This is a genomic window from Aquabacterium sp. (genome assembly GCF_030652515.1).
Taxonomy (GTDB): Bacteria; Pseudomonadota; Gammaproteobacteria; order Burkholderiales; family Burkholderiaceae_C; genus Aquabacterium.
The window spans coordinates 13903-31782 of the sequence record NZ_JAUSAR010000104.1; the positions used below are offsets into that span (position 1 = coordinate 13903).

Here is a 17880-nt window from a genome sequence, read left to right on the forward strand (position 1 = left end):
ATGCGGCCCCCCTCATCTGAGCGGATAATTCACCAGTCGTTGCCATGTGTAACACCTTCTTCGCTCGGCAGACGACCAGCGCGGGCGGCACGGCCAGATTCATTGCAACAACGGGAGTTTTCTTTGAAAAAGACAGTTCTGGCCCTGGTGGCCGCATCGGGTTTGGTCGGCGCACCTTGCTGGGCCGGTGAATGGAGCCCTTTCCTGGGTGGCGGCATCACGGCGGGGGGCGACAAGCTGAACACGTCCACGGTGACCTTCGTCAACGGCGAGACGGACAACATTCACGGCGGCGGCTTGCTTGATTTGCGCGCCGGTCTGGACTTCCGCATGGTCAACTCGGACATCTCGCTGCAAGGCGTGATCGCGTACCACACCGACCGCTCGAACGCGGACAACGGCTCGGTCGACTTCACCCGCATGCCGATTGAGTTCCTGGTGCAATGGCACGCCAACCCCAAATGGGCGTTTGCCGGGGGCATTCGCAAGGCCCTGGAGCCGAAGTACAACGGCGCAGGCGCCGGTAACCAGTTCGGAACCGACCAGAAATACAAAAGCTCCATCGGCTGGATCCTGGAGGGCGAGTACGCCATCATCCCCAGCGTGGGCTTGAAGCTGCGCTACGTGAAGGAAGACTACACCTCGAAAGCCATTGGTGGCGCAAAGGTGGACGGCAGCCACTTCGGTTTGCTGGGCGTCTACTACTTCCGCTGAGCTGCGCGGCTCAGCCCGCCAGGGGCAGGCGCCAATCCAGCGCCACGCCCTGGCGCGCCCAGAACGCCTGCGCCGCCCTGAAGTGGCCGCAACCGATGAAGGGCACCGCCCCCCGGGTGGCCGACAAAGGCGAAGGGTGGTTGCTCAGCAACAGCTCGTGCTGCTGGGCATGCCCTTCGATCAAAGCCCGCTTGCGCTGCGCGTGGGCGCCCCACAGCATGAAGACCTTGGGCCCCGCGTCCTGCGCCACGGCGGCGATGAGCAGGTCGGTCAGCACATCCCAGCCCCATCCTGCGTGGCTGGCGGCTTGGGCCTCGGCCACCGTCAGGGTGGTGTTCAGCAGCAGCACGCCTTGCTCGGCCCAACTTTTCAGGCAACCGTGGGCGGGCGGCGCGATGGCCAGATCACGCTGGATCTCTTTGTAGATGTTGCGCAAACTGGGCGGCACCTTCACGCCCGGCAGCACTGAAAACGCCAGCCCATGCGCCTGATTGGCGCCGTGGTACGGATCCTGCCCAAGGATGACGACACGCACTTGCTCGCGCCGGGTCAGCTTCAAGGCCGAGAACACGTCGCCTGGGTAAATGATGTCGCCCGCCAGGCGGCTTTGTTCGACGCGCTGGATCAGGGATTGACCCACGGCGCTGTGGCGGAATGACTCGGTCAGCTCGCGCCAATCGGCCGGCACGGCGTCAAAGCAGTCGGCCAAAGGTTCGGTCAGGCGGTTGGCGGGCAAGGCCGAAGCTGGCACCTCGCCAAACAGATCCGAGGGCATCAGGCGAACAAATCGGCCAGGGCCGCACCGGGATCGGGCGCGCGCATGAAGGCCTCGCCCACCAGGAAGGCGTGGACGTTGGCATCGCGCATGCGCTGCACATCGGCCCGACCCAGGATGCCTGATTCGGTGACCAGAATGCGGTCGGCTGGCACGTTCTTGAGCAGGCCCAGGGTGGTGTCCAGCGTGACTTCGAAGGTGCGCAGGTTGCGGTTGTTGATGCCGACCAGCGGGGTCTTCAGGCGCAGGCTGCGGTCCAGCTCGGCGCCATCGTGAACCTCCACCAGCACAGCCATGCCGAGTGAGTGAGCGCACGCTTCCAGATCAGCCATCTGCGCATCGTCCAGGCAGGCGGCGATCAGCAGGATGCAGTCGGCACCCATGGCCCGGGCCTCGTAGACCTGGTAGCTGCTCACCATGAAATCCTTGCGCAGCACGGGCAAGTTGCAGGCCGCACGGGCTTGCTGCAGGTAGCTGGCCTGGCCCTGGAAGAACTGCTCGTCGGTGAGCACGCTGAGGCAAGCAGCGCCATGCTGGGCGTAGCTGGCGGCGATCTGGGCGGGCACGAAATGCTCGCGCAGCACGCCCTTGCTGGGGCTGGCCTTTTTGACCTCGGCGATGACGCCCGCCTGGCCCGCCGCGATCTTGGCGCGCACGGCACCGACGAAATCACGCAGATCGGCCTGCTCCAGGTTGCGGGCTTCGGCCTCGGCACGCACCGCGGCCAGGGACTGGCGCTTCAAGGCCAGTTCGATTTCCTGGTGCTTGACCGCGACGATTTTGTTCAGGATGTCAGACATGGTCGTCAAAAGCCTTGAGTGGTCTGCACAAAGGTGGCCAGCGCCTGGGCGGCACGGCCGCTGGCCAGGGCTTCGCGGGCGCGGTGAACGCCGTCGGCCAGCGAATCAGCCACATTGGCGGCGTACAGGGCGGCGGCGGCGTTGAGCACGACGATGTCGCGGGTGGGGCCGGGCTCGTTGTTCAGCACCCGGCGCACGATGGCCAGCGAGGCCTCGCGGTTGGCGGCTTTCAGGGCGGAGCCATCGTGCTCGGCCAGGCCGAATTGCGCGGGGTGGATGGTGTACTCGCGCACCTCGCCGTCTTTCAACTCGGCCACCCAGGTCTCGCCCGACAGGGTGATCTCGTCCAGGCCATCGCAGCCGTGCACGATCAGCACGTGCTGCGAGCCCAGGCGTTGCAGCACCCTGGCCTGCAAGCCGACCAGGTCGCGGTGAAACACGCCCATGAGCTGGTTGGGGGCGCCAGCCGGGTTGGTCAGCGGGCCCAGGATGTTGAACAGCGTGCGCACGCCCAACTCCTTGCGGACGGGCGCGGCGTGCTTCATGGCGCCGTGGTGGTTGGGCGCGAACATGAAGCCCACGTCGGCTTGCGCCAGGCACTGCGCCACTTGCTCGGGCGTCAGGTCAATGCGGGCGCCGAGGGCTTCGAGCACGTCGGCGCTGCCGGTGCTGGACGACACGCTGCGCCCGCCGTGCTTGGCCACCCGCGCACCTGCGGCGGCTGCCACGAACATCGCCGTGGTCGAGATGTTGAAGGTGTGGGCGCCGTCGCCGCCCGTGCCGCACAGGTCGACCAGGTGGGTGGTGTCCTGAACCGTCACTGGCGTGCAGAACTCGCGCATGACCTGCGCGGCCGCGGCCACCTCGCCCACGGTTTCTTTCTTGACGCGCAAGCCGGTGATGAGCGCGGCCATGACGACCGGCGACATCTCGCCGCGCATGATGCGGCGCATCAGGCCCAGCATCTCGTCGTGGAAGATTTCGCGGTGCTCGATGACGCGTTGCAAGGCCTGGGTGTCGGTGATGGTGGTCATGCCCCGCGCCTTACATGTTCAAGAAGTTTTTGAGCATCGCGTGACCATGCTCGGTCAGGATGGACTCGGGGTGGAACTGCACGCCCTCCAGGGGCGCGAAGTTCGGGTCGGTCTGCGGGCCTTTGTGGCGCACACCCATGATCTCGCCGTCTTCTGAGGATGACGTGATCTCCAGGAAATCGGGCAGGCTGGATTTTTCAATGGCCAGTGAGTGGTAACGGATCACGGTGAAGTGGTCGGGCAGGTCTTTGTAGACACCCTTCTGGTCGGTGCTGATGACGCTGGTCTTGCCGTGCATCTGTGTTTTCGCGCGGATCACCTTGCCGCCCAAGGCGGCGCCGATGGCTTGGTGGCCCAGGCACACGCCCAAAATGGGCAACTGGCCAGTGAAGCGCTGCAGGGCGGGCACGCACACGCCAGCCTCGGCGGGGGAGCAGGGGCCGGGCGACAGCACCAGGCGGTCGGGCTTCATGGCAGCGATTTCGTCCAGGGTGATCTCGTCGTTGCGGACCACGCGGACGTCTTCGCCCAGCTCGGCGAAATACTGGACCAGGTTGAACGTGAAACTGTCGTAGTTGTCGATCATCAGCAGCATATGCGCTCTATCCTATTGATTTCATGAGGGTTTTTTGGCATCCCTCTGTCCGATACCTGCCTGGGCAACTTCGCTTTTTCGCAGTGGGCGTGGAGGTGTCGCAGGCAGTCGGGGAATCTTGCGCCCCGGATGGGCGCCATGGGTCGGTCAGGCGGATGGCTTACGCCAACGCTGACGCAGGATGACTGCTGAGAGGGGCAAAGACGCATGCATGGGAAACATTCTAGCCATTCCGCCACATCAATCTCCGCCGCTGACCGCGTCAAACGTGGCTTTCAGTCCAAACAAATAATGCACTTAATGCACTTGTGTCACTTATGAATTAAAGTGAAGTCATTGAAATTTGCATTTTTCTGGGGGTGCGATGACCACATTGGAAAGAACCGGAGAAATCCTGCCGCCGCCCATGAATGAGCAGGACCTTGAGATGGCCAGGGCAGCGCAGCGCTGCATCATGGCCGCGTTGGATCACTCACGCGCGGCATCCATCATGGTCACCAATGACGAGGGCGACCAGCCCGCCGTGCAAGTGCCCCCACAGGCGCTGCGTGTCATCGCTCAGGTGCTGGGCGCCATGAGCGAACGCCGGCCGATCATGCTGATGCCATCGAAGCAAGAGGTCTCGACGGTGGAGGCCGCCAACTTCCTCAATGTGTCACGCCCGTTTGTGATCAAGGAAATCGAGCAAGGGCGCTTGCCGCATCGGCTGGTAGGCACGCATCGGCGCATTGCCATTGATGATTTGATGCAATACGCCCAAACGATGCGAGCCAATCAGAAATCGGCCTTGCAGCGCATGGCTGACGACGCTCATGAACTGGGGCTTGACTACTGATGGCTGGGCATGCGCGCTACACAGCGTTGCTTGACGCTTGCGTGCTGTACCCGGTGGCGCTGTCAGATGCCTTGATGAGTTTGGCCGTCACGGGATTGTTCGCGGCCAAGTGGACTCAATCCATTGAGCATGAATGGATCCGCAACCTGGAACAGCATCGGCCCGACCTCACCGGCCGCCTCGATACCCGGCGGGACATGATGCGGTCGGTGGTACCCGATTGGGAGGTGCAAGAGGACGCATGGCAAGCCATTGCATCAAGCCTGACCTTACCCGACAAGGACGATGTTCATGTGCTGGCGGCGGCCATTGCAGGCCATGCGGATTGCATCGTTACCGCCAACTTGAAAGACTTCCCGGCGGATACGGTCAACTTGTTTGGCATTGAAGTGATCCACCCAGACGACTTCATCCTCAAACAATTGGACTTGGACCCTTTCAGCGCCCTGGGGGCCTTCAAAGAAATGCGGGCCCGATGGAAAAAGCCGCACGCCACGCCCGAAGCTTTCGCCCAGGTCATGGAGAAGAACGGCCTGGTGGTCACGGCAGAACGGCTGCGCCAAGCGCTGCAACTGCTGTAGTCACGCGGCGGAAATGACCACCCACAACCAGGGAGCAGGCTGACGCGAATGCCCTTCAGGCATGTCAACATCGGGGGAATGAGTTCGCAGCCCACCACCAACCCCCATTCGCTGATCGGCATCGAGCTGGCGCGCTTTGCCTGCACCTTGCCCATCTTGCTGTGGCACTACCAGCACTTCTACTACGTCAACGGCCAGCCGGTGGGTTTCGAGACCACGGCCCAGCCTTGGTACGCCTGGCTCCAGCCGTTCTACCTGTTCGGCTACCTGAGCGTGCAGGCCTTCTGGTGCCTGTCGGGCTTCATCTTTTTCTGGAAATACGCCAAGCCGGTGGCGCAGGGTTCGGTGCCGTTCTCAAAGTTCGCGCTGCTGCGCTTTTCAAGGCTGTACCCGCTGCACCTGCTGACCTTGCTGATCGTGGCGGTGATGTCCTGGCGCTACGAGGCCATCAACGCCAGCACCGGCTTTGTCTACCCCAACCAGGACGCCTCGCACTTCGTGCTGCAGTTGTTCATGGCCAGCGATTGGCGGCCGGGCATCAACTGGTCGTACAACGGGCCCATCTGGAGCATCTCGGTCGAGCTGTTGGTCTACGCGCTGTTCTACGGCTTGTGCCGCCTGGGCGTGACCAAGCTGTGGATGGTGCTGGCGCTGATCGCGGGCTCAGGCGCGATCTACGCGCTCAAGCTGACCACGCACCCGGTGGTGCTGTGCGTGTTCTTCTTTTACCTGGGGGCGCTGACTTGCATGGCGCACGAGGCCTTCACGCAACGCCTCTCTCCAGAGGCGCAAGGCCCGACCTTGAAGGCGGCCTTGGGCCTGGTGATGGCGGGCACCGCGCTGGCCGTGATTGGCGTGCTGCGGCCGATGTTCTTCGTGGCGCTGCTCACGCCCGTGGCCATCATCGCCCTGCTGCACTGGGTGCAACCCAAATCCGCCCGGGCCAGGCAAGTGATCGTGGCGCTGGGCAACATGACGTACTCCAGCTACCTGTGGCACTTCCCCCTGCAACTGCTGGCCGCGCTGGTGTTCATCCACCACCCTGCCGATCTGCCTGCGAACAGCCCGGCCTGGCTGCTGGGCTACCTGGGGCTGACGTACGCGCTGGCAGCCTTGAGCTACCGCTTCATCGAAAGCCCGGCGCAGAACTGGATCCGCGCCAAGGTGGCCTTGGGCCGCGCCCGCGCCACCGCCTGAACCGGGCCCCTGGGCACCGCCCTCGCCAGGCCAAAGCGAAGGCCAAGTGCTCAGAGGCCCTTTTCGACCATCTCGGCCGCAGCCAACAGCGCGCGCGCCTTGGCCTCGGTTTCTTTCCACTCCAGCTCGGGCCCCGAATCGGCCACGATGCCCGCGGCGGCCTGCACGTACAGCACCTGATCCTTGACGATGCCGGTGCGGATGGCGATGGCCACGTCCATGTCACCCCCAAAGCTGAGGTAGCCCACGGCGCCGCCGTAGATGCCGCGCTGCACGGGCTCCAACTCGTCGATGATTTCCATGGCGCGGATCTTGGGCGCGCCGGTCAGCGTGCCCGCCGGGAAGGTGGCCTTGAGCACATCCAGCGCGGTCATGCCGTCTTTCAGGATGCCTTCAACGTTGCTGACGATGTGCATGACGTGCGAGTAGCGCTCGACCACGAAGGCGTCAGTCACCTTGACGCTGCCAGTCTTGGCGATGCGGCCGATGTCGTTGCGGGCCAGGTCGATCAACATGACGTGCTCGGCGCGCTCCTTGGGGTCGGCCAGCAGCTCCACTTCCAAAGCCTTGTCCAGCTCGGGCGTGGCGCCGCGCGGGCGCGTGCCGGCCAGAGGGCGGATGGTGATGGTCCGGCCATCCGCGCCCTGCTCCTGGCGCACCAGGATCTCGGGCGAGGCGCCCACGACCTGGAAGTCGCCCATGTCGTAGTAGTACATGTAGGGGCTGGGGTTGATGCAACGCAGCGCCCGGTACAGGCTGAGCGGGTGCGCCTTGAAGGTCTTCTTCAGCCGCTGGCCAATCTGCACCTGCATCATGTCGCCTGCGGCGATGTACTCCTTGGAGCGCAGCACGGCGGACAGGTAGTCGGCCTTGTCGAACTCACGCTCCACCGGCTGTGGCTCGCCCGCTTCGATCGACGGGGCCACCACGGTTTCGTTCAGCAGCGCCTTGAGTTGTTGAAGGCGCTGGCTGGCTTGGGCGTAGGCCCCGGGCTGGGCCGGATCAGCGTAGACGATCAGGTACAGGCGGTCGGCCAGGTTGTCGATGACCGCCAGCTCTTCGCACTGCAGCAGCAGGATGTCGGGCGTGCCGATGCCGCCGGGCTTTTTCACCTTGGCCAGACGAGGCTCGATGTGGCGCACGGCTTCGTAACCAAAGTAACCCGCCAGGCCACCGCAAAAACGCGGCAGGCCCTTGGGGATGGCCGCCTTGAAGCGTTTTTGATACTCAGCGATGAAATCGAGCGGGTTGCCCTCGAAGGTTTCAAGCACCTGGCCGTCGGTCACGACCTCGACGTGGCGGCCGGTGGCGCGCACCAGCGTGCGGGCGGGCAGGCCCACGAAGGAGTAACGGCCAAAGCGCTCGCCGCCCACCACCGACTCCAGCAGAAAACTGTGCGGCGAGCCGCGCGTGAGCTTGAGGTAGAGCGACAGGGGCGTGTCCAGGTCGGCGAGGGCCTGGGCGACGAGGGGAATGCGGTTGTGGCCAGCGGCGGCCAGGGCCTGGAATTCGGATTCAGTGATCATGGGATGGGCTCAGCGTGCGGATCATCAAATGAAAGGGCCTGTTACACCCCTGTGGGGGAGCCCCTGCGACCGCGGTAGATCACCGCCTATGATGCGACGATGCAGACGCGGTCAACGCGATGGAGGTGGCTGTACGACGCCAGGGCCAGGCCCCCCGGTCGTGCGACCCCTTGATCAGTTTGCGCGTCATGAACATCAATTCAGTTTAGCAGGGCCAACCCGACATCAAGGGCATTACCCCATCTTGCAGAACCGCTGCAAGATTAAGATGGCCGGACCAATGCAATGGCTTTGGACGCACGGAAGAGCACTATGTTGTCGAAGTATTCGAAGATGTTGTTGGCCAGCCTGGGGCTGGCCCTGAGTCTGATGACTCCGGCGGTAGTCCAGGCCCAGAACGCCGACCTGGCAGGGATCCACTACCCCGATTCCTTGAAAGTCGAAGGCACGTCGCTGGTCCTCAATGGCAGTGGCATCAGCTACCGGGCCGTGGCCAAGATCTACACCGTGGCGCTTTACGTTCCCAAGAAAGGGAACACCGCCGACGCGATTTTGACCATGCCCGGCCCCAAGCAATTGCGCTTCGTGATGCTGCAAGGCATGCGCATTGACGAGATCGGCAAGCTGATCACCACGGGCGTGGAAAACAACAGCACGCGCACCCAGTTTTATGGGCTGATCCCGGCCATCCGCAAGATGGGCGAGCAGTTCTCGCGCATCAAGCGCATGTCGCCAGGCGACGTCTTCGCGATCGAGTGGGTGCCCAATCGCGGCACGATTTTCTTCGTGAACAACCAGCCCGCTGGCCTGCCGATCCAGGAGCCGGATTTTTTCAACGCCATCTTGCGCACCTGGCTGGGCAAGAACCCGCCGTCACAAGGTTTGAAGGACGCGCTGCTGGATTACCAAGCGCCGCCGGTCCTGAACGCGCTGGATTGAGGGATTGGCTTTCAGGGCCGGGCAGCGGCCAGCGCGGCCCAGTCCAGCTCGTCCAGGCGGGCGATGTGGGCCAGGGCCGGTACCTGGTCAATCCGCTCGCCGTGGTTGTAGCCGTAGGTGACCAGCACCACCGGGCAGCCTGCGGCACGGGCGGCCTGCGCGTCGTTGCTGGAGTCGCCCACCATCACGGTGTTGGCGGGTAAGGCTCCCAAGGCCTCGCAGGTTTTGAGCAAGGGCAAGGGGTCGGGCTTTTTGCGCTCGAAGGCGTCGCCGCCAAACACATGATCAAAGAAGCTGCGCAGGCCTTTGCGCTCCAGCAGGGCCAGGGCAAAGGCCGTGGGCTTGTTGGTGAGGCAGGCCAGGGGCAGGCCGGTGGCTTTCAACTTTTCAAGGCCCTCCAGCACACCGGGGAAGACGTCCGAGTGTTGGCCGTTCAGGCGCGTGTAGTGCTGCTGGTAGTGCTGCCAGGCCAGCGGCACGTGCTGGGCCACTTCGGCATGGTCATCGGGCAGGCCCCAGGCGTGGGCCAGTGAGCGGCGCAGCAGGTCGTCGGTGCCCTTGCCCACGGTGAATTCGATGAAACGACGATCGACCCGGGCGATTTCTATGGGGTGGCAGCCCATGGCGTCGAGCGTGTACTGAAGAACGACCACGAAATCGCCCAGGGTATCGACCATGGTGCCGTCTAGGTCGATGATGGCGGCTTGGAGGGTCATGTGTCGATCTTTGCGTTGGTGGCTCGTGCTAGTGATAGTCAGCCTCGTGCTGGTGTCGAACAGCCAACACCACCACGAGATTTGGCGACGCGATTTCGTACCTCACCACGTAACCGGCGGCACCGAATGGAACGACCAGCTCGCGGCGAAGGCCGCTGCGGGCCCCAGCCGCCTTGCGGAAGAGGAAGGGCGTGTTAGCCAACGAAGTCATTGCCACGTCAATGGCCTGAAGAGCACGGTCAGCCATGTCGAGATCCTCGGCGTACTCAGCACGCTCCAGCAGGTACGCATATAGCCGAAGCAGGTCCGCCTTCGCTTCGACTTCGACAAAGACCGCGAAGGTCATGCTGAAGGTGGCCGACGCTTGCCTTGCAATTCGCGACGCCGGGCTTCCAGCCGCATGCGCATCTCTGCCACAACCTCTTCGGCTGGCGCGCCTGCACCCGTTTGCTGAAAGCGCGACCAAGCGGCATCCGCGCGGGCGTCAAATTCAGCTTGCATGCGCCGGTACTCCACGGCCTGCCGGACCGTGGCCTCAAGGAAGTCGGACAGCGTTTCGCCTTCGCGCAACACGTCCTCGAGGTCGGCCCGCAACTGGGGCTCAACACGCACTTGCGGAAGGATGGCAGTCTTCATGCAGGCATTGTGTTGCAAACGTGTTGCATCGTCAAGGAAACGGATCAGAACAACTTGAGCGTTTTGGCACTGCGCGGCGCCGACGCCGGGCCATTGCCCGAGGCACTCCGGGCGACCACCGTGCAGGTGTAGGTCACACCGCCTGGCAGCCAGTTCATCGAAATGGGTGATTTGCTGACCGTGGTGGTCACCGTGGCCCGGTTGGGCGCTGTGCAGGTGGACGTGTAGCCGGTGATGGCCGCACCGGGCACGGCAGTCGGCGGCACGAAGGACAGCCTCAACGAGTACCAGCCAGCGGTCAGGGCGGTGATGGTGGGTGCCCCAGGCAAGACCGCAACACCTTGAATCGTCCAGATCCTGGAGGCCGTGGGAGCGTCCAGGGTCAAGGGCGTGTTGTCCTTGACCTTGAGCTCGATGGTGTGCTGCGCGCTGTCGGCCACGGTGTAGTTGAAGGACTGCGACTGCCCGTGCTGGGTCGCCACGGTTTTGACGGGCTGTTGATCCACCAGCCAGGTGGCCGTCAGCCCGCCAGCTTTGGCCGAACCCGCCACCGTGACTTGAAAGCCGAGTGGGGTGCCCACATTGGCCGTGACGCTGGAGTTTGCGGGCAAGGCACCAGGCTCGATCAGGCTGACGCCCGCGCTGGGCGCGCCCCAACCACCGCCGAACAGCTGCTTGACGAAGGCTTCGCCATCCACATGGCAGAAGGGGGCACCCAGCGAGCGCATGATGCCGCTGAAGCATTGGCGGTACAGCCCGCTGGACTGGTAGCGCGCGCCTTGCCAAAGGCCGGCCTCGATGGGGTCGGGCATGGGCGCTACGCTGGGGATGGGGGTCGTGCCGGCCACCCAGCGCGTCCATTTCAGGCTGTTGCGCGCGGTCTGGTCGGTCACATTGACTTCACAGGCGCCCAGGGGCGAGCCGGGCTGGTCGCTGCAGGCCGGGTAGCCGGGATAGGGGCTGTCGTACTCGTCGGCCAGTTTGCTGAAGGAGTGGCCTAGCTCGTGCTGCATGACCTCGGCCGAAGCACCGTTGGTCGATGACACGGAGATGTAGCCGCCGGAGCCGCCGTACTCCTCGTCGTTCACCAGCACGGCCACCATGTCCCAATCGGGCACGTCGGCGGCGGCGGTGAGGACCTTGCCACCATCGACCACCAGCAGTCGGCGCAGGCCCGCAGCGCAGTAGGTGGCGTCAAAGGCCGTGTCCACCATCACGACCTCGGCCCCCGGGGTTTCGCCGCAGTCGGGCTTGTCGGCGCCAGACTGGTTGGAGGGCACGAACAGCCAGCGCACGTTGATGAGCTGCTGGTAGTCCTGATAAGGCGAGATGGACAGGAACTTGTTGGCCAGCTCGGTGGCCTGGGCGATGAACTGGTCTTTCTGGGCCAGGGTGTAGCCCTCGGCCACCACCAGCAGGTCCAGCCGGTTGGCCGCGTCGCCGTTGTTGATCAGCAGGCCGCTTTCGCTGCCGGGCACGGCAGGGGGCGGGGCTGCGCGCAGCAAGCTGCGTGAGGGCGAGGTGTACTGGTCCAGGTCAATGTCGAGCACGGCCGGTGGTGGCGCCTTGGCGGCCGTGGCGCCGCGGGACTGGCCACTGGGGGCTGCGCCCGAGGCCATGGTGTTGCCTTTCAGGCGCAGCAGCTTGCCCGCCTGCACGGGCAAGCGCACCACGTACTGTCGTTCACCGGCGGGCACCACCCGGCCTTCGATCTGCGTCTGGCCAGGGCTTTGAAACTCTGCGCGGATCCAGGGCGAACCCAAGGCCTGCGTGTCGAAGACCGAAGCGCCGGTCTTCTTGTCCACCATGGACGCGGCCAGCACGCTCTGTTGGCGCCCGGGCTGGCTAGACGCCATGGGCGTGACCTTGCCGCGCACGTTCACCAGCCGGTGCGAAGCCACGCTGAGCGCGCCGTTGGCCTGTTCGCGCACCACGAAGTAGTGGGCCTCTTCAGCGTGCGCCCGGCCGCCCGACAAACCAGCCGCCAGCGCCAGCACGGCGCCGCCAGCCCAGATGAATCGTGTGGTGCCTTGTTTCATGAGTTTCCCCGTTTCATGTGGTGGAAGGCGAGTTTTAGCAGACAGCAGCCGGAAATTTGCCCCTGACTGCTCGCATTCACATGCTGGCTTACCCGAGCACGCCCATTCAAGTGCATGCACAACTTGCAGGCACATTGAATACAATTTTTGTATGCAATCTGGTGCACCAGCTCGGATTTCGCCCCTTAAAAGCGCAGCGGCGCGCGATTTTTACCTCAGCAAAGCCTGGCACATGCATTGCAATGAAGGCCTCCGTTGGCGCAAGCCTGATGGAGATGTCCGATGTCCTCCCCGCCGCTTCATGAACAACGCAAGGCCACCATGGCCGCGCAGGCCGACCTCGAGTTGGTGAAACTGGTCAAACGCTATGGCGTCGGTCCGCAAGCGCCCATGGCGGTGGACCACATTGACCTGAACATCAAGGCGGGCCACTACTGCTGCCTGCTGGGCCCTTCGGGCTGCGGCAAGACTTCGACCTTGCGCATGATCGCGGGCCACGAAGAGGCCAGCGAGGGCGACATCATCCTGGGCGGCCGCAACATCACACGCTTGCCCGCCTCGGCGCGCGGCACGTCGATGATGTTCCAGAGCTACGCGCTGTTCCCGCACCTGAGTTCGCTGGACAACGTGGCCTTCAGTTTGAAGATGCGCGGCATGGACAAGACCGAACGCCATGCCAAGGCGCAGGCCCTGCTGGAGCGCGTGTCGCTGGGCCACCTGGCACACCGCAAGCCGGCCGAGTTGTCGGGCGGCCAGCAGCAACGTGTGGCCCTGGCGCGCGCCCTGATCACCGAACCGCGTGTGCTGCTGCTGGACGAGCCCTTGTCGGCGCTCGACCCCTTCCTGCGCATCAAGATGCGCGCCGAACTGAAGGCCTGGCAGAAGAGCCTGGGCATGACCTTCATCCACGTGACGCACTCGCAGGAAGAAGCCATGGCCCTGGCCGACCAGGTGGTGGTGATGAACGCGGGCCGCATCGAGCAGGACGGCACGCCCCACACCATCTTCAACGCGCCGCGCACCGAGTTCGTGGCCCGCTTCATCGGGGGCCACAACGTGATCCCCACCAGCACCGCCAAGCTGGCCGTGCGCACCGACAAGACCCAGTTGAGCCGCGAGGTGCTGCCCACCTCGAACACCAGCTTGCCCGCCACCGTGACCGGTGTCGAGTACCAGGGCACCTACGTGCTGCTGACCTTGCGCAGCCAGGCGCTGCCGGATGAAGGCGAGCTGAACGTGGTGCTCAGCGAGGCGGTGTTCGACGCCGCGCCATGGCAGCCCGGCGAGACCGCCTCAGCCCACTGGCGCGAGGCCGATGTGCACGCGCTGGCCGCCTGATTTTCAGCCCCTCATTGCTTTTGCTTCACCCCCTTGGAGAGACCCATGCCTCAACGCCCCGAAGATCTCAACAACACCACTCCCGAATCGCTGGAGACCGGCACCGGCCTGTCGCGCCGCACCGTGCTCAAAGGCGGCCTGCTGGGCGCCACCGGCATCCTGGCGGCGGGCTACGGCCCGGCCGTGCATTCGGCCGACCCCATCGTGCTGCGCTACCTGGGCACCGCGGTGAACCAGGACAAGATGATTGCCGAGAAGTTCGCGGCCGACACGGGCATCAAGGTTCAGTACATCCCCGTGACCACGGACGATGTGACCAAGCGCGCCGTGACCGCGCCCAACAGTTTCGACCTGATCGACACCGAATACTTCTCGCTCAAGAAGATCATCCCCACGGGCAACCTGAAGGGCATTGACGTCAAGCGCATCAAAAACGCCGACAAGATCACCTCGCTGTTCACCAAGGGCGAAGTGAACGGCAAGAAGGTGGGCGACCAGGGCACCGCGCCCAAAAAGGTGATGTTCCTGGAAGCCGAGAAGAGCAAGAAGTTCGCCGCCTCGCCCACGCAGTTCATGACCCTGATCCCCACGGTCTACAACGCCGACACGCTGGGCATCCGCCCCGACCTGATCAAGCGCCCCATCACGTCGTGGAAAGAGCTGCTGAACCCCGAGTTCAAAGGCAAGGCCGCCATCCTGAACATCCCCTCGATCGGGATCATGGACGCGGCCATGGTGGTCGAGGCCATGGGCATCTACAAGTACCCGGACAAGGGCAACATGACCAAGAAAGAGATCGACCTGACGATCAAGACCTTGATCGAGGCCAAGCGCGCAGGCCAGTTCCGCAGCCTGTGGAAGGACTTCAACGAGTCGGTCAACCTGATGGCCTCGGGCGAGGTGGTGATTCAGTCGATGTGGTCGCCCGCCGTGACGGCCGTGCGCACCAAGGGCATCGCCTGCACCTTCCAGCCTTTGAAGGAAGGGTACCGTGCCTGGGCCGCCGGCTTTGGCGTGCCCGCCACCGCGTCGGGCAAGAAGCTGGATGCCACGTATGAGTTCATCAACTGGTTCCTCGATGGTTGGGCCGGTGCCTACCTGAACCGCCAGGGTTATTACAGCGCCGTGCTGGACACCGCCAAGGCCAAGATGGAAGCCTACGAATGGGCTTACTGGATGGAAGGCAAGCCTGCCACGCAAGAGATCAAGTCACCCACCGGCCAGGTGCTGGCCAAGGTCGGCGAAATCCGCGACGGCGGCAGCTACGAATCGCGCATGGGCTCGATCGCCTGCTGGAACGCGCTGATGGACGAAAACACCTACATGGTCCAGAAATGGAACGAGTTCGTGGCCGCCTGATTTTTTGTTTTCTTTCAACGGAGTCATCTTCCATGAACATGTTTTCTCGCCTGTCGGCCACCGCGGCCGCCTCCTTGCTGAGCCTGATCGGCACGGCCCAAGCCCAATCGTCCGTCACCCTCTACGGCGCCATTGGCTTGGACGTGCTCAGCGCCAGCAAGGTCTACAACGGCACGACCACCAACTCGGTGGTCAAGATCGAAGACAACGCCATCGTCAACTCGCGCATTGGCGTGAAGGGCACCGAGGACCTGGGCGGTGGCCTGAAAGCCATCTTTGACCTGGAGTCCTCGATCGCCCCTGACACGGGCGCCGCGCGCTCGCAATTCTGGAACCGCGGCGCCTACGTGGGCCTGGCCGGCAGCCTCGGCTCCATCAAGCTGGGCCACCAGTGGAACGTGGCCGATGACTACATGGGCAACTACTTCATGTATGGCTATTACTCGCCCTTCCTGATGAGCGGCTTTTATGCCCTGAGCGACTACTACGACAACGCCATCAAGTACAACTCGCCCAACATCGGAGGCTTCGAAGGTGGCCTGTATTACTCGGCGGGCGAGAACGCCACCCGCAAATCGGCAGGTCAGAAGATCCAAGGCGCCGTGGTCTATGGCACGGGCCCGTTCAGCATCGGCTTCACTGCCTTCAGCGAAAAGAACCCGGCCCTGCCAGCAGCCGGCAACAAGATGTACGCCGGTGGCGTGAGCTATGACTTTGGCGTGCTCAAAGCCCGCCTGGGCCTGGCCACCGCTGATGTCGAGTACGCCGCGCCCTTCAAGGCCAAGCTCATTGACGTGGGCGTGGACATCCCGATCACTGCGGCGTTTTCGACCTCGCTCGACTACGTCAAGAAGGACGTGAAGGACAGCCCGGATGACACCGAGTTCGTGCGTGGCCGACTCAGCTATGCACTGTCCAAGCGCACCAGCCTGAACGCCAACCTGATCTTCCTGAAGAACTCCGGCGCGGCCAACTTTGCCTTCGTGTCAGAGCTGGCTGGCTTTGCCGGCCAACCTGGCCAGAAGCAAACCATCCTGACCGCTGGCATCACGCACAGCTTCTGATCCACCACCTCCACGCCGCCGCAGCACCATCATGAAAACCTTGCCCGCCTGGATGCAGGCCTTGCCCATGGGCGGGGTCTTTCTGGTCTTCTTCGTGATGCCGCTGCTGCTCGTGGGCGCGGTGAGCTTCTGGCCGCAGAACGAGTACACGCTGGAGCCCGGTTTCACGCTGGACAACTACGTGTCCTTGTTCGAGGGCTGTTTTGGCGGTGGTGACTCGGGCGAGCTGTGCACCACCTTCAAGACCTACCTGTCGACGCTGAAATTCTGCGCGCTGGTGTGGCTGATCACCCTGGTGATCGGCTTCACGCTGGCCTACTTCGTGGCTTTCCACGTGCCCAGCGTGGGCGCGCAAACGGTGATCTTCACCGTGATGACGATCCCCTTCTGGACATCGAACGTGATCCGCATGATCTCGTGGATCCCGCTGCTGGGCCGCAACGGCTGGGTGAACCAGACCTTGCAAAGCCTGGGGCTGACCAACGCGCCGCTGGACTGGCTGCTGTACTCTGACTTTGCCGTGGTGCTGGCCTTCGTGCACCTGAACACCACCTTCATGATGGTGCCCATCTTCAACTCGATGATGAAGATCGACCGCTCGCTGATTGAGGCGGCCGACGACTGCGGCGCCACCGCCTGGCAGACGCTGTGGAACGTGATCGTGCCGCTGTGCCGCACGGGCATCCTGATCGGCTCCATCTTCGTCATCACCCTGGTCATGGGCGATTTCGTCACCGTGGGCGTGATGGGCGGCCAGCAGATCGCCTCGGTGGGCAAGACCATCCAGGTGCAGACCTCTTACCTGCAGTTCCCGCTGGCCGCCGCGAACGCCGTGGTGCTGCTGGGCGTGGTGCTGCTGATCATCGTGGCGCTGAACCGCCTGGTTGACCTGCGGAAGGAACTCTGATGGCCGGCACCGTTCGCCGCCGCTCGCGCGGCTTCATCCCCCTGGCCATCGTTTGCGCCTTGTACATCCTGTTCTTGTACGGGCCGGTGATCACCATCTTCGTGCTGAGCTTTCAAGGGCCGGAAGGCGGCCTGACCTTCCCGATGCGCGGCTTGTCATTGCACTGGTACCACGAGCTCTTCAAGGGCCTGGGCGTGGTGGACATTGGCGCGGCCATCCGGCGCTCGCTGGCACTGGGGGTGGTGGTGATGCTGCTGACCACGCTGTTCTCGCTGATGGCGGGCCTGGCCTTCCGCAAGGGCTTCAAGGGCAGCGGCGTGTTGTTCTACAGCGCGGTGGCCAGCCTGATCATGCCGTCCATCATCATCTCGCTGGGCATCGGCCTGCAGTTCCGCTTGTTTGACGACGTCATCAAATCGATGCTGGAAAGCGCGGGCTGGACCGAGACGCTGGAGTCCTACACCACGCTGATGGGCCTGTACACCTCGGGCCTGGGCGCGCACCTGACGTGGACGCTGCCCTTCGGCATGCTGATCATGTTCGCGGTGTTCAACCGCTTCAACCCGGCGTATGAAGAAGCCGCACGCGACCAAGGCGCCACGCCATGGCAAACGCTGCGCCACGTGGTGTTGCCGCTGATCGGGCCCTCGTTGGTGGGCGTAGGCATGTTCGGCTTCACGCTCAGCTGGGACGAGATCGCACGCTCATCGCAGGCCATTGGCGATGTCAATACACTACCGCTGGAATTGCAGGGCCTGACCACCACAGTGACCACGCCCTCGATCTACGCGCTGGGCAGCAGCACCACGGTGGTGTCGCTGCTCG

The 17880-nt window shown here is 63.8% G+C and carries 19 protein-coding genes; 10 read left to right on the top strand and 9 right to left on the bottom strand.

Going from position 1 to position 17880, the window contains the following annotated elements:
* Positions 1-123: 123 nt before the first annotated feature.
* On the top strand, positions 124-714 hold the full coding sequence (locus Q7V20_RS12435; protein ID WP_304791341.1) for a hypothetical protein: 591 nt from the start codon (positions 124-126) through the stop codon (positions 712-714).
* Between the two features lie 10 nt (positions 715-724).
* Here the strand turns inward: Q7V20_RS12435 and Q7V20_RS12440 are convergent, their stop codons facing one another.
* The 4 genes from Q7V20_RS12440 to Q7V20_RS12455 are packed head-to-tail and all read right to left on the bottom strand — an operon-like array spanning position 725 to position 3918.
* Positions 725-1489 carry a uracil-DNA glycosylase gene (locus tag Q7V20_RS12440; protein ID WP_304791343.1) on the bottom strand — a complete coding sequence of 255 codons (765 nt, stop codon included), beginning with the start codon at positions 1487-1489 and terminating at the stop codon, positions 725-727.
* A complete protein-coding gene (gene trpC, locus Q7V20_RS12445; protein ID WP_304791346.1) occupies positions 1489-2289 on the bottom strand; it encodes an indole-3-glycerol phosphate synthase TrpC in 801 nt (266 codons plus the stop codon). The genes Q7V20_RS12440 and trpC overlap by 1 nt, the downstream gene beginning before the upstream one ends.
* Positions 2290-2294: 5 nt before the next feature.
* Entirely contained in the window at positions 2295-3323 is a 1029-nt protein-coding gene (trpD, locus tag Q7V20_RS12450) for an anthranilate phosphoribosyltransferase (RefSeq protein WP_304791349.1), read from the bottom strand.
* Positions 3324-3333: 10 nt separating this feature from the next.
* Positions 3334-3918, bottom strand: a complete 585-nt coding sequence (locus Q7V20_RS12455; protein WP_304791351.1) for an aminodeoxychorismate/anthranilate synthase component II — start codon at positions 3916-3918, stop codon at positions 3334-3336.
* A gap of 364 nt (positions 3919-4282) precedes the next feature.
* On the opposite strand from Q7V20_RS12455, the gene Q7V20_RS12460 reads away from it, so the two are divergent.
* From Q7V20_RS12460 to Q7V20_RS12470, 3 genes are all read left to right on the top strand, one after another.
* The gene (locus Q7V20_RS12460) at positions 4283-4753 is read left to right on the top strand and encodes an excisionase family DNA-binding protein (RefSeq protein WP_304791354.1); all 471 of its coding nucleotides are present in this window, start codon (positions 4283-4285) and stop codon (positions 4751-4753) included.
* Complete coding sequence (locus tag Q7V20_RS12465; protein ID WP_304791357.1) at positions 4753-5334, top strand: PIN domain-containing protein; 582 nt, start codon at positions 4753-4755, stop codon at positions 5332-5334. The genes Q7V20_RS12460 and Q7V20_RS12465 overlap by 1 nt, the downstream gene beginning before the upstream one ends.
* A 78-nt stretch (positions 5335-5412) precedes the next feature.
* Entirely contained in the window at positions 5413-6531 is a 1119-nt protein-coding gene (locus Q7V20_RS12470; RefSeq protein ID WP_304791359.1) for an acyltransferase, read from the top strand.
* 50 nt (positions 6532-6581) lie between these two features.
* Here the strand turns inward: Q7V20_RS12470 and trpE are convergent, their stop codons facing one another.
* A complete protein-coding gene (gene trpE, locus Q7V20_RS12475) occupies positions 6582-8057 on the bottom strand; it encodes an anthranilate synthase component I (RefSeq protein ID WP_304791362.1) in 1476 nt (491 codons plus the stop codon).
* Between the two features lie 312 nt (positions 8058-8369).
* Here trpE and Q7V20_RS12480 point away from each other — a divergent pair, with 312 nt between their 5' ends.
* A complete protein-coding gene (locus Q7V20_RS12480) occupies positions 8370-8996 on the top strand; it encodes a chalcone isomerase family protein (RefSeq protein WP_304791364.1) in 627 nt (208 codons plus the stop codon).
* A gap of 11 nt (positions 8997-9007) precedes the next feature.
* Here the strand turns inward: Q7V20_RS12480 and gph are convergent, their stop codons facing one another.
* The 4 genes from gph to Q7V20_RS12500 are packed head-to-tail and all read right to left on the bottom strand — an operon-like array spanning position 9008 to position 12387.
* Positions 9008-9712: a phosphoglycolate phosphatase gene (gph, locus tag Q7V20_RS12485; protein ID WP_304791367.1), complete on the bottom strand. Its 705-nt coding sequence runs from the start codon at positions 9710-9712 to the stop codon at positions 9008-9010.
* Between the two features lie 28 nt (positions 9713-9740).
* Complete coding sequence (locus Q7V20_RS12490) at positions 9741-10058, bottom strand: type II toxin-antitoxin system RelE/ParE family toxin (RefSeq protein ID WP_304791370.1); 318 nt, start codon at positions 10056-10058, stop codon at positions 9741-9743.
* Positions 10055-10348, bottom strand: coding sequence for a YlcI/YnfO family protein (locus Q7V20_RS12495; protein ID WP_304791373.1), 294 nt, complete (start codon positions 10346-10348; stop codon positions 10055-10057). The genes Q7V20_RS12490 and Q7V20_RS12495 overlap by 4 nt, the downstream gene beginning before the upstream one ends.
* 44 nt (positions 10349-10392) lie before the next feature.
* Positions 10393-12387: a M64 family metallopeptidase gene (locus Q7V20_RS12500; RefSeq protein WP_304791376.1), complete on the bottom strand. Its 1995-nt coding sequence runs from the start codon at positions 12385-12387 to the stop codon at positions 10393-10395.
* Between the two features lie 282 nt (positions 12388-12669).
* On the opposite strand from Q7V20_RS12500, the gene Q7V20_RS12505 reads away from it, so the two are divergent.
* From Q7V20_RS12505 to Q7V20_RS12525, 5 genes are all read left to right on the top strand, one after another.
* On the top strand, positions 12670-13725 hold the full coding sequence (locus Q7V20_RS12505; protein WP_304791379.1) for an ABC transporter ATP-binding protein: 1056 nt from the start codon (positions 12670-12672) through the stop codon (positions 13723-13725).
* Positions 13726-13770: 45 nt separating this feature from the next.
* Complete coding sequence (locus Q7V20_RS12510; RefSeq protein WP_304791382.1) at positions 13771-15084, top strand: PotD/PotF family extracellular solute-binding protein; 1314 nt, start codon at positions 13771-13773, stop codon at positions 15082-15084.
* A 32-nt stretch (positions 15085-15116) separates the two neighbouring features.
* Complete coding sequence (locus Q7V20_RS12515; protein WP_304791384.1) at positions 15117-16148, top strand: porin; 1032 nt, start codon at positions 15117-15119, stop codon at positions 16146-16148.
* 31 nt (positions 16149-16179) lie between these two features.
* A complete protein-coding gene (locus Q7V20_RS12520; RefSeq protein ID WP_304791387.1) occupies positions 16180-17055 on the top strand; it encodes an ABC transporter permease in 876 nt (291 codons plus the stop codon).
* A partial coding sequence (locus Q7V20_RS12525; RefSeq protein WP_304791390.1) for an ABC transporter permease occupies positions 17055-17880 on the top strand: 826 nt, incomplete at its 3' end. The genes Q7V20_RS12520 and Q7V20_RS12525, both read left to right, overlap by 1 nt.

Bases quoted from the DNA above. Each gene is read 5' to 3' on its own strand.
- Q7V20_RS12505 (WP_304791379.1), top strand. From the start codon at position 12,670: ATGTCCTCCCCGCCGCTTCATGAACAACGCAAGGCCACCATGGCCGCG.
- Q7V20_RS12510 (WP_304791382.1), top strand. From the start codon at position 13,771: ATGCCTCAACGCCCCGAAGATCTCAACAACACCACTCCCGAATCGCTG.
- Q7V20_RS12470 (WP_304791359.1), top strand. From the start codon at position 5,413: ATGAGTTCGCAGCCCACCACCAACCCCCATTCGCTGATCGGCATCGAG.
- Q7V20_RS12490 (WP_304791370.1), bottom strand. From the start codon at position 10,058: ATGACCTTCGCGGTCTTTGTCGAAGTCGAAGCGAAGGCGGACCTGCTT.
- Q7V20_RS12455 (WP_304791351.1), bottom strand. From the start codon at position 3,918: ATGCTGCTGATGATCGACAACTACGACAGTTTCACGTTCAACCTGGTC.
- trpE (WP_304791362.1), bottom strand. From the start codon at position 8,057: ATGATCACTGAATCCGAATTCCAGGCCCTGGCCGCCGCTGGCCACAAC.
- Q7V20_RS12520 (WP_304791387.1), top strand. From the start codon at position 16,180: ATGAAAACCTTGCCCGCCTGGATGCAGGCCTTGCCCATGGGCGGGGTC.
- Q7V20_RS12480 (WP_304791364.1), top strand. From the start codon at position 8,370: ATGTTGTCGAAGTATTCGAAGATGTTGTTGGCCAGCCTGGGGCTGGCC.
- gph (WP_304791367.1), bottom strand. From the start codon at position 9,712: ATGACCCTCCAAGCCGCCATCATCGACCTAGACGGCACCATGGTCGAT.
- Q7V20_RS12465 (WP_304791357.1), top strand. From the start codon at position 4,753: ATGGCTGGGCATGCGCGCTACACAGCGTTGCTTGACGCTTGCGTGCTG.
- trpD (WP_304791349.1), bottom strand. From the start codon at position 3,323: ATGACCACCATCACCGACACCCAGGCCTTGCAACGCGTCATCGAGCAC.
- Q7V20_RS12500 (WP_304791376.1), bottom strand. From the start codon at position 12,387: ATGAAACAAGGCACCACACGATTCATCTGGGCTGGCGGCGCCGTGCTG.
- trpC (WP_304791346.1), bottom strand. From the start codon at position 2,289: ATGTCTGACATCCTGAACAAAATCGTCGCGGTCAAGCACCAGGAAATC.
- Q7V20_RS12515 (WP_304791384.1), top strand. From the start codon at position 15,117: ATGAACATGTTTTCTCGCCTGTCGGCCACCGCGGCCGCCTCCTTGCTG.
- Q7V20_RS12440 (WP_304791343.1), bottom strand. From the start codon at position 1,489: ATGCCCTCGGATCTGTTTGGCGAGGTGCCAGCTTCGGCCTTGCCCGCC.
- Q7V20_RS12495 (WP_304791373.1), bottom strand. From the start codon at position 10,348: ATGAAGACTGCCATCCTTCCGCAAGTGCGTGTTGAGCCCCAGTTGCGG.
- Q7V20_RS12460 (WP_304791354.1), top strand. From the start codon at position 4,283: ATGACCACATTGGAAAGAACCGGAGAAATCCTGCCGCCGCCCATGAAT.